This window comes from Bacteroidales bacterium (genome assembly GCA_023229505.1).
GTDB lineage: Bacteria > Bacteroidota > Bacteroidia > Bacteroidales > JAGOPY01 > JAGOPY01.
In genome coordinates this window covers 1-14,725 of sequence record JALNZD010000063.1, presented here as the reverse complement: position 1 = coordinate 14,725, position 14,725 = coordinate 1, and the positions used below count along the sequence as shown (strand labels likewise).

Genomic DNA, 14,725 nt, shown 5'->3' with positions numbered 1-14,725 from the left:
TAATAACCAATGAGTTATAAAACAAAGGAGATTATTTGCAGTTCTCAGAAAAAGAGGGGGTCAGTATCACCGGAATGGGGGGTCACCTTGCTCCGGAATGGGGGGTCAGGATCGACCGGAATATACACTTAAACGCGGGAATGCGAATGTGGGGGCTGATTCTTGTAAACGGTAAATAGCAATGCAAGATTTCGGTAAATAAGGATGCGAGCCGTTTTTCCGCCCAGAATTACGCCCCAATAATTTTATCGGCTGGAATTAAAATGACCGCTGATGTGCCAAAAAAGGCTTATTTAAAGGGCTTTAAGAGGGGTTTGGCGTGGATTGGAGCAAAGGGATATTACTAATTCGAAAGCGCGCGACAGAGGCTATTATATGAAGAAATTTGAATGTATACTCGTACAGTGATCCCAAAGTCATTTTAATCTTGTGCAACGGGGCTTTATTAAGTTTATGGCTAAAGAAGGAGCGGAAGGATTGACCGAGTTCGGTTATTGAAATTTGCCCCGCTTGCGTGCTTTTAAGTGTAATTATTTGGTTGTGAAGCAATCATAGCAAAGAGGTTTTGACATTGATGTTATATGCTCTTTCCCACAGCGATGACAATACTTTTCAGGAAAATTGGCATCGTTATGATAATTCCAACTTTGAAAATGCTTTAAACAATAAGGATGATTTGGGTCGTAGGAGATATCGGTATGGCATCTGATACAATAGCCATCGTTCTGTTTTGTATTTCCATTAGTATTATAATTCGGTTTATTTGCCGCCAGCAGTCTTTCCTTCTCCATTTTCTCTGCTTCTTTGCGCTTTAATTCTTCGCCATAACGCCCGATCAAAGTTAGTTTTGGTATTAATCCAAGAATATCCTTTTCAATGACCGTTTCTTTAAATCTTTTTGCATCGACAATAGAATCGAATTTGTAACCGACTTCATAGTTGTTTTCTGCTGAGGAATCAAAAAGGTTCATTGATGTCAAAACTGCCGTGCGCTCATTGCAGTATAGTTTTGTATGGAGTCTTTCAATAAAATGAATGTCAAATCCTTTTTGGTTTAATTCTTTGGCAAGGTTTTGCATCCTTTTAAATTCCATTAGTTCTCTTTTATTATTTGGATTTGGCTCATCATATCTAAAAATGAAGATGATCTTTTTCTGCAATGATGCTGCTTTATCAAGTGCTCTTTCCAGCAACTTCCAAGGCTTATAGTACGGTGTAACCAAGAAGCAGTATTCTTTACTGGATTCAATAAGATTTATTATTTCGGGTGAAATTTGGTGAATAGTCAGAATGTTAGAGTTTGCCATCTGTAATCAGTTATAAAATTAGAATCCTTTATAGTTGCTTAAATTTTTCCGAATTTACTATATTTTGCAATAAACTGTATGAAGCCGCTGGCGCATTCCTTGAAGATGGGTGGTAGAAGTCAATGACCTTTGCTGTTTTATGCTTACCAATTTGAAGATCATAACCACTGTTTTTCCATTCCACATCTGGAAATAGCCTATTTCGAAGGGCATCCCAAGATGTTCCTGTAATTATAATGTTTGGTAAAATAATGTCAATTTGTTGATGCAAAAACTCGAAGTTCATATTCAGGTGCTCCATCATTCGTTTTAATTCGGAATTCCCGCCAGCACCAGATTTATTAATGTTCATAAACGCGATATGATGGATTGCATCAATGGCAGCGCCTTTTTGAGCCCATATTTCGTCATATTGAGGGAAGTCATTTAGCAAGCCGTAACTCCATTCTGCTATACGTAATGAAAATGCAAAAGCAAGTTCATCCTTCCACCATTCTCTGAAATCTCCTGCTTCTTGTTTCGGATTATTTGGCTCTTTGGTTATGAAAAGGATTTTAAGAGGAGCTATATCATAAAGATTCTCATTGACAATTCCGTCTTTAACGAATATACCTTGATATTCAGGAACAGCCTGTTCCCATTTTGCAAACAGGTCATTTAGTTGGTCAGTCTTGCTTTTCATATAAGTTACGGGTCTAATATATTAAAAATCAGATATCAATGTTTATAAACGATTGAAGTTTAATTGGAGAATAAAATTTAGTAGGTCTGTGTTGTATGTATTCTTCCTTATCATTATCCCAAAGAAAGCCAGGTCTGACCAGAGTCAATTCATTTCCTTGTAGAACATTCAAAACATAACAATACCCCAAAATTGATGAATAGATGTATTGATCTCTATATGCCGCACTATCGAATTCCTTGTTCTGTCGTTTTAATATTGATATTTTGAAAGCAGGGCAAATCTTGTTAAAAAACCTGCTAACATTCTCTTCAATCCCGATAACAGGATGTTTCAGGAAGAAAATCTTTTCTTTTATTTTAAGTTTTAAATCATTATACCTACCATTAAATAAATCGACATCTTTCCAGCCTAAATAGTGCAATGCATTGAGCATTAATGTATCGAAATATTTAATTTCATCTTCTTTCCAGCGATTATTTAAAATGCATACTATCGTAGTGATAAGTGCATCATATTTAAGTTCTTCTATTTTATTGTTAGTATAGTCAAAATCGTATTTTTTAAACCCTGTTCGAATCATCATCAAGAAATCACCAATGATATTCAAACAACAACCTTTTACATTGGTGTTATTGTAATCCTTAAAAAATGGCAGATATGTAAAATAATTATGTTTGTCCTGTTCATCATATTTTACTGTTTTCCCACCATATTCTAATAACAATTCAAGTGCAATTAGGTACCTTACAAGGTCTGTTAGAGTTGGTTCATTGATTTTCTTTGGTTCGTTCAAAAACAAGATAGCGTTCTGATATCCATACAAATAATTGAAATAATAGATCAGTTTTCTTTTTTCTGACACTAACGATTGCAACGATAAGTTATGAAATGATCTTACTTCGTGTTCTTCATTGCCGTTTATTGATGCTAAATCATCTACTTGTTCGTCTTCCCTAATGTCATCTTGTTTGTTAGCGGAATAATTTTTACCATATAAAAGTTTTAATGCATCTAAGACACGGTAGGTTAGCGAGTTTATGAGCAGGTTTTTTTCTAATAAAGAATGGTCTATTTGCTTATAAGTCGACAGGTCGTACAGTCTATCTGGTTCTTTTTTTAAGTCCTTTTTGATCTCCGTAAGATTACTCCTGTTATAAATGTTTGGTTCGCCATAATTTTCAGTTTCATCATTTATTGCAAATTGCAGCAAGTCAAGAACTTTCCCCAATTCCCCACTTTGTATCTCACTATATAACCTTTCAATATCTTCTGTCTTCGGATTTGGATGTGTTTTGGCAATCAGGAAATAATCAGATATAAGCAGTTTATTTGAAATAATCTTATTGGAGTCATCAATTATTTGAATGTATTGGCAGTTATCTATCGGCTTGTCTATTTTAAGTTTTAATTCGTGCTTAAACTCTGTAATCTGATCGGAGAAAATTCTTTTACTCTTGGAATCATAAATGACAACATTACACGAGCCTATGAACTCACCTTCAGAATATATTATTAATTCATTATAGGCTAATTCTGCCGCCACTATATGAATTATATATTGGTTGTTTCTTATAACGGTCTGAAAAATTGATACAGGCTTGGAAGGCGCAAATTCTGATAATTTATAACGATTACTTGGTCTAAGTTTAATGCCTAATTCATTGAGCAGCTTCCTACCTTTTGATTGGAAAAGGATAGATACTTCAGCATTAGGATTCTTACCAAGACCTAAACCTTCAGGCGTAACATTAGCGCTCCCAAATAGGCAATATTCCTTATTATCAGCAGTTTTGAAATGGATAATTTTGGCGTGGAGTTTTGATTGGCTATTATCAGATTTTGCATATTGTTTTTTACTGACACCCGCTTCATACCAATTGAAAAACGTAAACGCCTTGCCCACCTGCATTGATGATGGAATAAGCCCGTTTTCATCAATCACGACCCTTATTTGTGCCTTTGGAAATGACTTAGCAAGTTCCTGTAATGCTTTGCCGTTTATATCGTAGTAAGGTGAAATTGTTGTAATCTCAGCAATTCTCTCTTTCCCAATAAGATTCAGGAGCTCTTGCCAAATATTTGTTTCACTGGAATTAAATAGGTAAGCCAGTTTTTCTTTAGAAGATGTTTCAATGAACTGAAACGGCTTCGGTGTTGGCAATTCGTTCAACCATTTTGAATGGTCAATGATCCAACTCGTCGTTTTTTCGTGCATCTGCCCCTTCAATGAGGAACATAGACCTAAAATGTAAGTCCAAGCAGTTGAAAAAATGAGTGCATTTACTGATTCACGAATATCAAAATGGAATGCGCCCCATATTTCATCATTGTTTCCATTTCCACAATTGGTGAGATTACCAGAGCCGACTATCAGCAGACCTTCCTTTTCCCCAAAGAGCATCCATATCTTGGGATGAAATATTGATCTTTGAAAGATGGGATACAGCGAATAACCTGCCCCAATTTTCATCTCTTCACCAGAAGGTTGCTGCATCAGTTCGGCGTAGTAATGTCCATCTATGAGCACATTGATGTTCCTGACGCCACAAGAACGCAACCATCTCATTGCTTTCATTTCGAAAAAATAGAAATCAAAACTGAATGTTGTTAGAACGCACGAGTGGTACCTTCGGTTACCAATCAGGGTCAATATGTTTTCCCGCTGCAATCCCATCAGACAGTTAAGAGTTTTTGGTGAAGAGGTAACAATGAGCCTTCTTTGTCTATGATTTGCAGGTCATTTAATATGTTTTTCAACGCATTCATCCTTGGAGATGTATTTCTTGGGGGGAAAGTATCTATGAAACGTATGTATTGCTCTTCTATCAAGAATTTATGTGTTGCCTGAAAGCCACTTCCCATCTTTCTAAGAGCAACCATTTGATGCCTGTTTATTACTTTTTGCAGAATGAATTGTGCAACAAATTCCTCTAAAGATTCATTTTCCTCATTATGAATAGACAGAAGACCGTCTGCCACATTCCCATCTCTTATGATTTGCTTCCTGCTCATAAATTCTTTCAAAGGATGAAGTTGGTCTTTGTTATTTCGATACAAAACAAACAACAATATAAAGCCATTTCTTGCTGCACTAACTGGTTTAGCAGATGGGGATGTGTCTATTTCATCATAAATGGCTTCTTCTTCTTCGTCTTTGGCAGGGAGCAATGGTAAAATTTGTGCAACTGGTGAGGTTTTTTCCGCTGAATGTTTCAGGAATGCACAAATATCATTTGTGATCTTGCCAGCAAATGATTTCAGGAACTCTGGCAGATACTGGTCTTGTACGGATAGGTTCAATTGCTGTAAGAAAGCCCATAAAATTGCGCCACAAGCATATTGCCAGTACTCATTCAACTGATAACAATACCAACCTTTACTGGTTTCGTCGGCAGGATTTGATGATGATCCTAATTTTATCTTGTAACTCTCTAAAAGGAAATCATACCAGTTGTAATTTTTTTTGTTTTGAATGGCAAAGTTTAAAAGGGAAATGATTGTATCCCTTCGATGGAAGGTCATTAATTCTTCAACTTCCTGACTTGGCTCGTCTTTGTCCATAAGCATTTGAACATATAGGTTCCACTCTTCGCTTTTTGGATTTATTGCTTCAATGGCAAAGTATTTAATTAACTCGCTTATGTCTTTTTTAAAGAGTTTGCCTTTTTTTATATTGTTGTAAAATAGTTCTTTGATAGGTGATGTCAGCGTATTGTCAAAAGCATCAGCCAATTGCTTTCCTGAAACCTTTTGACGTGGATGGGGCTGACTTATACTGAAAACTACATCACCTTCTGGATTTTCTGCTGCAATAACAATGGAAAGGATTTGCATCGCACCATAGTAATACTGTCCAAATGCGCCAGAGGGGTATTTCCAGTACACATTCTCTTCCGAACCGTCTTTGTCCGCACCTTTTGCTAAATCAAAATAGTTACTTGTGGTATCGTTTAATAGGTTTGATGCGTAATTGCTCCCTGTGATTTGTTGTACCTCTTTGCGTTCGCTCTGCATTAAAATGGCAATCATTAATTCTGCCCTACGGATGAAGCGGTATTGCTCCGTGGAATTACCTTTCTTTTCTTTTTTAAAATAGAAGTCAATCAGCCAGCAATAAAAACCATAATAGCGGATTCTATTGGTTAAGTTAGTAATACCAGACAGCATTTCACTGTATGCAGCTTCTGACGTTACTTGGAGCCCCAATGGATCAAGTCCTGTGATTAGGGTTACAGAACTTCCCCAGAATGGATACAATGATTTGCCTTTTTGTAATACAGCCATTAAAGATTCCTTGTTTATTATGGTAAAGGTAAATAATTAATCCCGCAACAACTTCACAAATTCTTCATCCTTCAATGCCTTATCCAGTATCTTATAATGCTCCCACCACTGCCGCATCTCGTGATCTTGGAGTAGCAGTTGATTGAAAGTCGTATTGGTAATCCGACCATCGTGGAACATATTGATAATCTGCTCGTAATGCGGTATTCCTGTAAACGGTAAATAACAATTCAAGATTTCGGTAAATAAGAATGCAAGTGAGTGGTTTGGATTGGAATTCGTAAGAAACTTCCCAGCATTATATCACCCCACTTTATCCCCCCATATTCCGTCCATTATTCGCGTCCAAATTGGTTACTGAAATAGTTATGGAGCCAGAATACATTTGGGGAAGAGCGGGTGGTAACGCACTCTGTCGGCTCATTGTTAGTCTTAAATACACAACAGCCCGTCTTTGTCCACCAATAAAACTTCAAAGAATATCTGGAAAGACCAATAATTAACCGTATCTTGTACGAAAACAATTAGTTTTATTTATAAACCACCAGCACGATGAAGAATGACAAGATGGATAACAGGCTAAGTCTGGCACTACATAGATCAAAAATTCCTGACGACAAATTATTAATGGGGTCTTTAAAGGGGAAATATCCCGTTGTGCTGGATAATGGCAGGACGACAGTTTATATATTGGATGAAAGCAAGGCGGAAGAAACAAAATTAAAATACCAATTGTTAAAAGAGAGCACGTTCCCCGCCCATTTGATAAAACATCATTCAAGAACTTCTTAAAAGGTTTAAACGCGAGAATGCGAATGTGTGGGCTTGTTCGTGTAAACGGTAAATAACGATGCGAGATTTCGGTAAATAACAATGCAAGCCACCTTTCCGCCCTTTTAACGCCCCAATTATTATCGGCTGGAAAATTTGTAAATTAGTCGTTTATATTATATTCTTATAAATTATGGCAACCGAAATTGAATTTTATATTGTCTATAATGATTATCACTATGATAAAATAGTGGACATTGAATCTTTTAAAGAAATTGATTTTTCGGATATAGAGGTTGAACAAATCAAATATGTTGTCAAGAAAATTTTCCAAGGGTACTTATATAGAACGAGTTATGGTGCCACACATAATCTTTATACCCACTTAATATATAATAATGCAGGTGATGTAACTACCATAAAGCATTTTGGTGCACAATGCAATTATTTTGAAGAAGTTAGCAAATCAATGGTAATGGGAAGTTATTCAATCGCTGAAATTGCAGATAGTAAAGGAATTATAGCGTTTAAAGGCTTTCCTGATGATGGGATATCGTTTGTAATTTCTGTTATAAAATTAGTTGAACAAGTCGGCGAATCTGAATCTTGGGAAGAATATGATTATAAAAATGGCAATAAAAAATGGATAATGGTTGATAAGGACTTGAAAATCCGAAAATATTTAAAACCCATTAAATACCGCAAAAATAATTTGTATTGGGTAAAAGAAGTCTATACAGGTCGGACTTACACAACTTCTATGGGTAATATATATCCATTGTATGAATATAAAATTCTTGGGAGTAATTTAAAGCCAACTAAAATAAAGTATTTTGACTGGATTTGCGATGGTGTTTATGAGTCTTACAAGTCATTTTCCGATTGTGTTGTAAATTATGGTATTTGGGACAGAAATGGAAGGCATAGAGAACAAAAGTTTAATAAATATGATTCGGATAAATTGATTATCGAACTCATTGAAGAAATAAAAAAATACGGGAAATCTGGTGATTGGAACGTATTTGATTTAAAAGAGAAAGACTATAATAAATATTTGGAAGAAACTATGGATATCCTTAGCAAAAAGGTCATTGAGTATGAGAAGGCACGAAATATAAATCCAATTTCTATCGAAAAAATAATAAAGGCATAATCAAATATCGTTCTTTTGATTTTATGATATTAATATTCAGGTCATTAAACAAATTTTCGCCTCCCTCATTTCTGCCTCCTTCCTTCGCGTCTATAATGGTTACGATATGAACTGTGGAGCCAGAAATAACTTAGTGGGGGGAGAGAGGGGATAGAATAGGGGCTAGTATAAAAGATGTGAGTATATCACCACTACCATTCTTATTTAAATCTTCTATACTTCAATGAAAATTCCTCAATCATTTTAATGACGTCTACTGGCAAAAGTCGTAACGCATTCTCCACGATCCATTCAGGAATTTCCTTATAGAACGCTTCAGCGATCCCGCCCGTAATGCACGCAACCGTATCGCTGTCGCCACCGATTGATATTGCAAGCCTGATAGCACTTTCGTAATCCTTGCTCTCCAGAAAGGCTATTATGGCTTCTGGAACGGTTTCTTGGCAAGTTTCGTTGAATTTGTATATGGGTCTGATATCATCAATTCGTCTTTCCAGATCATATCCAAACGCATCTTGGACGTATTGCTTGATATTAGCCTTACTGGAACCATTTCTTGCCATAAATATGGCGGCGGCTGTTGCCTGAGCCCCTTTGATGCCTTCTGGATGATCGTGTGTTACTTCCGCGCTTCTTTTTGCTTGATGTAGAACTTCTTCCAGTGTATCATAAGCCCATCCTACTGGACTTACACGCATCGCTGATCCGTTGCCATAACTATTGTAGGGCTTTGGATGTTCGGCACGAATCCAAGAGTTAAAATATCCACCGTAACCCCTATTCGGATATTTCCTGCCATAGGTCTGGTATGCTGTGGTGTAATCAATGCCGTTAAGTACGCTGTCCATCGTGGCAAATGTCAGCACGCTGTCATCTGTATAATCCGTTCTTTCGGTGAATAGTTGAAAATCAGTTGTTTTCACATTATTCCACTCGAAGACGGAACCGATAATATCGCCAATGATGGCTCCCAGAATGAGTTGCCTATTGCTTGCTTCTTCCATCGCTTATAATTGTAAATCGTCTACGATATGTTCACCAATAAAAGTATAACTTTAATGTGTGGTTTGCAAACAATGCTACTGCCTAATAACTAAATTCTATGGGATCATCAAAAAGTAAAAACATTTCTGGTTTTCAAACCATTACTTTGAAGCGCACAATGTGCTACGGAACTTGTCCAGTTTATGATATGGAAATAAGTGCAAATGGTGAAGTAAATTACAACGGTGAAGCATTTGTCGAAAAAATGGGGCATCATAGATGGTCTATACAACCTGATGCAATCAAAAGTTATTGATTTACTGTGACGACTTCGAAAAATTCCCATCTTTAATCGTTCTTTCCACGCCCCCTTTCCACAATAAATGATGCCAATCATTGCCAAGAGGAGAGCGTGCGGGAGAGAGCAGAGTTTATCCTTATGGCGTTAAAGTTTTTGGGTTGTATAATGGTTTTAGAGTTATTCCTTTAATGCGAAAGTTCATTTGTTTGAAGCCAATCTTTTCGTACCCACTTTCTTTTGTAGTCTTTATTATATTTTCAATAAACAACCTATCGGCATAACAGCCAAAACAAATTGCGGTCAGTGATTCTTTATTGAATGGTTTTGTACCCCTGACATTAGTTATAATTCTCCATTCTTCTTCTTGGCTCCAAGCCGTTCGCTTCCTTAATAAAGCATTTATTAGGTCATCAGTGGTGTCGATTTCAGGAAAAGTATCTTCATAGGTAACGGGCTGCAATTTCTCATACAATTCTGGTGTCTTTGATAAGTCAAATTCTAAGCAAACTCCTTTATGATTATTCGCGTAATGTGCCCACATTATTTCATTCAATGGGCTTGCGCTGAAACAACAAACGCTCCAACCAGATTTTTCAAAAAGATTAGAATAAAATTCATTCATCCACTTATTGCTTTTTAATATCGGAAGAATTTTATCAAAAAATCTGTCTTTATTAATGCTGTTTAAATTAGGAATTTTTTCTTGAAGGTCTTTTAATAATGTGTCAGAGGATTCTTTCAATAGGGAAATTAAAAATTTGTCGGATAAAGCAAATTTACAGTCGTATGGGTCATTGAGTTCATTTTGGTGAGAAAACCATAGTTGTCCGTCTATCAGAAGGCTAAGAAGATGCTGATTGTTTTTATGATACTTGTAGATAAGTTTGGGTCTTTTTAATGTCATTTGAACATTGTCTTATTAAACTTTAGACTATACCTAACCAGTCATACCAATTTGTCCAGCCTTTATTCTTGTATGTCTTTTCTGGTTTGCTTGGTATATCGTCAGGCTTTTTACCTGACTGACAATACTCTATCCATTCTTTCGCAGACTTGAGTTTTAAATTGTGTACGAATGCTCTGGCTTCTTCAAATGAGCGATATTCTCTTCGCTGAGAAGAAATCGTTCCAGTTCCTAACCAATCACCCATACCTTTCCAGCCTACATTTGCGTATTTCTTGGCGGGATTAGATGGTATATCATCAGGCTTCTTTCCCGACTTACAATACTCTCTCCATTCGTCACTATTCTTAAGTCCAAGGTTTTGCACGAATGCCCGTGCTTCCTTAAACGGGCGGTGCTTTATTAAACGAGGAGCAACAAATCCAGTTCCTAACCAATCACCCATACCTTTCCAGCCTACATTTGCGTATTTCTTGGCGGGATTAGATGGTATATCATCAGGCTTCTTTCCCGACTTACAATACTCTCTCCATTCGTCACTATTCTTAAGTCCAAGGTTTTGCACGAATGCCCGTGCTTCCTTAAACGGGCGGTGCTTTATTAAACGAGGAGCAACAAATCCAGTTCCCAACCAATCCCCAAGATTAAACCACCCCTTGTCCTTGTAAGTTTGATTTGGGCGACTTGGAATGGTATCTGGTTTCTTTCCAGATAAACAATACTCCTGCCATTCATCTCCATTCTTAAGTCCTAATTTATGTACAAATGCTCTTGCTTCCTCAAATGGCAAGTAAACTTTTAGACGATGAGCAATCGTTCCAGTTCCCAACCAATCTCCCATTCCGATCCAGCCCTGCTTTGAATATACCCTTTCAGGGGTAGTAGGTATATCTTCGGGCTTCTTCCCCGACTTAGTATACTCCCTCCAATCATCTCCATTCTTAAGCCCAAGATTTTGTACGAATGCTCTTGCTTCCTTAAATGGTTGGTAAACTTTTAAGTGAGGTGAAATTGTTCCAGTCCCCAGCCAGTCGCCCATTCCTTTCCAGCCTTGTTGGGCATATACATTCCAAGGCTCTTTGGGTATATCATCTGGTTTCCTTAGTGACTTAGCATACTCCTGCCACTCCCGATAACTCTTAAGGTGAATCATATGCATAAAGACTCTTGCATCTTCAAAGGACTTATACTTTCTATCCCTGTTGGCAATAATACCAGTTCCTAACCAGTCACCCATTCCTTTCCAGCCTTGCCGCTTATAGACATTATTAGGAGTATTAGGTATATCATTTGGCTTATTTTCTGATTCACAGAACTCTTTCCATTCGTTACCGCTTTTAAGTTTCAATTTGTATACATATTCTCGTGCTTCATCAAATGAACGGTATTGTTTTTTAGAATTAGCAATAGTCCCCGTTCCTAACCAATCACCCCAACCCTTCCAGCCCTCATTTGAATATGTTCGATTTGGATTAGCAGGGATATCATCTGGCTTCATACCACTTTGACAAAATTTCTTCCAATCTTTCAGATTCTTTAGTTCAATACTTCGCACATACGTTTTTGCTTCAAAAAATGGGCGATATTCTATCAGAAAAGTTGCGATAGAGCCAGTACCCAGCCAATCGCCTAAATTTAACCACCCTTTGTCTTTATATACAATATTTGGATTATTTGGAATATCTTCAGGTTTATTTCCTGATTTACAATACGCTCTCCACTGATCTATATTCTGTAATTTTAATTTATTAACCAACGTTTTGGCTTCGTCAAATGAACGGTACTCTATTAGTTGTGTAGCAATCGTTCCAGTACCCAGCCAATCACCCATTCCTTTCCAACCCTGCTTCGAATATACATTTCTGGGGTTGGCAGGAATATCCTCGGGCTTCTTTCCAGAATTAGCATATTCCCTCCACCCATCTCCATTTTTAATTTCAAGTCTATGTACGAACGCTCTCGCATCTTGGAAAGACTTATACTCTCTTTTATTAGTTGCAATCGTCCCAGTTCCCAGCCAATCTCCCCAGCCTGACCATCCTGAGCCTTTGTATACTCTATCTGAAGCGACAGGGATATCATCAGGTTTCGTCCCTGATAAACAATACTTCTGCCATTCTTCAACACTGTTAAGTTTTAAAGTGTGTACAAACGCTCTTGCTTCTTCAAATGATCTCCAATTAACCTTTGCAACTTTCTCCCAAATTTTAGCATTTATGGTAGCAGCGAAATCCGTTAAATCTAATTTCATTCCAACTGGAACCGTTCCAGTAAATTCGATTCTTCCGCCGCCCAATTGTTTGCCAAAACTTGTAATTCTAAATTCTTCCGCAATTCGCTCGTCTTGTGTGGATAGAGCGGCAATTATTCTTGCCACTTCTTTAAAGGGAGTACTATCGGTAAATTCCGCCAACTCCATACCATCGGGCACAATAAGCGGCAACATAATATATCCATACTCCTTGCCAGCATATGGTCTTAACGCCCTGCCAGCCGCTTGAACAATGTCGATGACGCTCTGCTTGGGATCAGCAAACAACACGCAATCAATGGCGGGCACATCCACTCCCTCATTTAAACAACGTGCATTGGTCATCAGGGCAAGTTCTTCACCAGCAAAATCTTTCATCAGCCTTGCCCGTTCCCCCGCAGATTTCTTGCTTGATATATGGCTGGCGTTTAGATTAACATCATCTATTTTGATCAGGTTAAGTTCAGTATGCAGGTCTGAAAAATTGCTGGCATTCCTTATGCTTCTGTGAAATGAAATGGCGTGCTTGATGCCATACTTTTGCGTGGCTTTCCTTAATGCGATTGCCGCCGCCAATGATTGCGACTCCTGCTGCTGAATTTTTTTAACATCATCGGTTATTAATTTGTTCTTGGCAATGAGTTGCTGTATTTCTTCATTTGAAACGGTAATGGTGAGAATCTTATAATCGGAAATGATGGGCGGATCAGAATTGATGGCTTCTTTAAACGTCAACTGGTAGAACTGCTCCCCATAGATATCCAGATCATCCATAGAGAATATTTCTTCGCTTTCGCCACGCAGGACACGTTCTGTGGCAGTCATAAATATTCTTCTGGATATTTTGATGTTATCATCCGTAAGCAACGTGGCAAAGGTCTTTGACTTTACCCCGACAGTTTTATGTGCTTCATCCAGAATCGCCAGATCAAAGTAATAATTGCAGTTTCTTGCGGCTTGGGCGAGTTTATCGCTGCTCTGGTAAGTAGTAAAAACTATCTTACGTCCATTGCTCTCTTCGGTTAGGAATGCGCTGATCTTTTCGATATCAGTTGTGGTTGGAATGCCCAATGAATAAACATCAGAAACGAATTCGTCCTTTTCTATTTTGGCTGTTGATTCATCGCTACATATCACCAACCATTCAGGCAATGGATTTTCATTCAATGCCACGAATTCCCGCGTCCAATCTTCAAGGCTTTGCTTTATTAGTGCCAGACTGGGTACCGCCACAATTACCGATTTTGCTTTCAACGCATTGGCAATCCAAAATGCTGTAAGGCTTTTGCCAGTGCCACACGGCATTATTAGGCGACCTCTGGTGGCGTCATTCTTTAGGAAATGATGTTGAGCCTTATTAATGGCATTGCTTTGATGTGGGCGCGGCTTTCTTGGTTTTGGACGTGTCGACTGCCCCTTTATATACTTATGTATCCTTTGCCAATCTTCATCGGTTAATCCCAGCCAGTATTCCAGACCTATTTGTGTGAAATTTTCGCCCAGAAGGTGTTTTTTCAGCACACCTTTTTCTCCCGTATGCACCAGCAGGGCGAGTGAAATGTTATGGCAATAATTATTGGCTAACTGACCGAATGTGGAAAGTTCCTTATAAGTGGGCGGTTGGTTTTTCCCTTTGAATTTGCACTGGATTGCCCAGAATTCCCCCCTGAATGTTTCTGCCACCAAATCAATGCCTTCATCAGTTGTCGGCAGATGAAGTTTATCACGAATTTCTGTCGGCACGCCCTCACTCAGAAGCCATACTTTCTTTAATTGGGAAGTGTATTCTGGTTTTGTGGTGAGGATAAGTTTTGTGAGAATTTCAAAGAGATCACCCTTCTCCTTATTGGGCAATGAGATGGCATAAGAGAAGAAATCATCCCAAGAGTTTAACGGCAATATCTTTTTTACAATGGTCGGCATTTCTTGCTGCGGATTAAAAGGAACAATAAATATAGCAATACTCCGGTAATTTTTATAAATGAATTTAACAATGACATGTTTGTAAAAACCTGCTTGATAGGCTGAAACCAAAAGAGAAAAGCATCTGCTTTGTTGTTAACCAAAACCACAAACCAAGATGCT

General features: G+C 37.8%; 11 protein-coding genes. 3 read left to right on the top strand and 8 right to left on the bottom strand.

What is annotated here, in order from left to right; genetic code table 11:
• Nucleotides 1-530: 530 nt before the first annotated feature.
• The 5 genes from M0Q51_16020 to M0Q51_16000 all read right to left on the bottom strand — a co-directional run bounded on the left by M0Q51_16020 (nt 531) and on the right by M0Q51_16000 (nt 6,510).
• Nucleotides 531-1,223 carry a phospholipase D-like domain-containing protein gene (locus M0Q51_16020; GenBank protein ID MCK9401485.1) on the bottom strand — a complete coding sequence of 231 codons (693 nt, stop codon included), beginning with the start codon at nt 1,221-1,223 and terminating at the stop codon, nt 531-533.
• Nucleotides 1,224-1,335: 112 nt separating this feature from the next.
• Complete coding sequence (locus M0Q51_16015; protein ID MCK9401484.1) at nt 1,336-1,989, bottom strand: hypothetical protein; 654 nt, start codon at nt 1,987-1,989, stop codon at nt 1,336-1,338.
• A 28-nt stretch (nt 1,990-2,017) separates the two neighbouring features.
• Nucleotides 2,018-4,567 carry a hypothetical protein gene (locus M0Q51_16010; GenBank protein MCK9401483.1) on the bottom strand — a complete coding sequence of 850 codons (2,550 nt, stop codon included), beginning with the start codon at nt 4,565-4,567 and terminating at the stop codon, nt 2,018-2,020.
• A gap of 98 nt (nt 4,568-4,665) precedes the next feature.
• Nucleotides 4,666-6,276 carry a hypothetical protein gene (locus tag M0Q51_16005; GenBank protein ID MCK9401482.1) on the bottom strand — a complete coding sequence of 537 codons (1,611 nt, stop codon included), beginning with the start codon at nt 6,274-6,276 and terminating at the stop codon, nt 4,666-4,668.
• A gap of 36 nt (nt 6,277-6,312) precedes the next feature.
• Nucleotides 6,313-6,510: a hypothetical protein gene (locus M0Q51_16000; GenBank protein MCK9401481.1), complete on the bottom strand. Its 198-nt coding sequence runs from the start codon at nt 6,508-6,510 to the stop codon at nt 6,313-6,315.
• Nucleotides 6,511-6,828: 318 nt separating this feature from the next.
• Here M0Q51_16000 and M0Q51_15995 point away from each other — a divergent pair, with 318 nt between their 5' ends.
• Nucleotides 6,829-7,068 carry a hypothetical protein gene (locus M0Q51_15995; GenBank protein MCK9401480.1) on the top strand — a complete coding sequence of 80 codons (240 nt, stop codon included), beginning with the start codon at nt 6,829-6,831 and terminating at the stop codon, nt 7,066-7,068.
• Between the two features lie 172 nt (nt 7,069-7,240).
• Nucleotides 7,241-8,200 carry a hypothetical protein gene (locus M0Q51_15990; GenBank protein MCK9401479.1) on the top strand — a complete coding sequence of 320 codons (960 nt, stop codon included), beginning with the start codon at nt 7,241-7,243 and terminating at the stop codon, nt 8,198-8,200.
• A 200-nt stretch (nt 8,201-8,400) separates the two neighbouring features.
• Here the strand turns inward: M0Q51_15990 and M0Q51_15985 are convergent, their stop codons facing one another.
• Nucleotides 8,401-9,204 carry an ADP-ribosylglycohydrolase family protein gene (locus tag M0Q51_15985; protein ID MCK9401478.1) on the bottom strand — a complete coding sequence of 268 codons (804 nt, stop codon included), beginning with the start codon at nt 9,202-9,204 and terminating at the stop codon, nt 8,401-8,403.
• Nucleotides 9,205-9,302: 98 nt separating this feature from the next.
• Here M0Q51_15985 and M0Q51_15980 point away from each other — a divergent pair, with 98 nt between their 5' ends.
• Nucleotides 9,303-9,500: a DUF6438 domain-containing protein gene (locus tag M0Q51_15980; protein MCK9401477.1), complete on the top strand. Its 198-nt coding sequence runs from the start codon at nt 9,303-9,305 to the stop codon at nt 9,498-9,500.
• A gap of 121 nt (nt 9,501-9,621) precedes the next feature.
• On the opposite strand, the gene M0Q51_15975 is transcribed toward M0Q51_15980, so the two are convergent.
• Nucleotides 9,622-10,389: a DUF2971 domain-containing protein gene (locus M0Q51_15975; protein MCK9401476.1), complete on the bottom strand. Its 768-nt coding sequence runs from the start codon at nt 10,387-10,389 to the stop codon at nt 9,622-9,624.
• A gap of 22 nt (nt 10,390-10,411) precedes the next feature.
• On the bottom strand, nt 10,412-14,674 hold the full coding sequence (locus M0Q51_15970) for a DEAD/DEAH box helicase family protein (GenBank protein ID MCK9401475.1): 4,263 nt from the start codon (nt 14,672-14,674) through the stop codon (nt 10,412-10,414).
• Nucleotides 14,675-14,725: the final 51 nt, after the last annotated feature.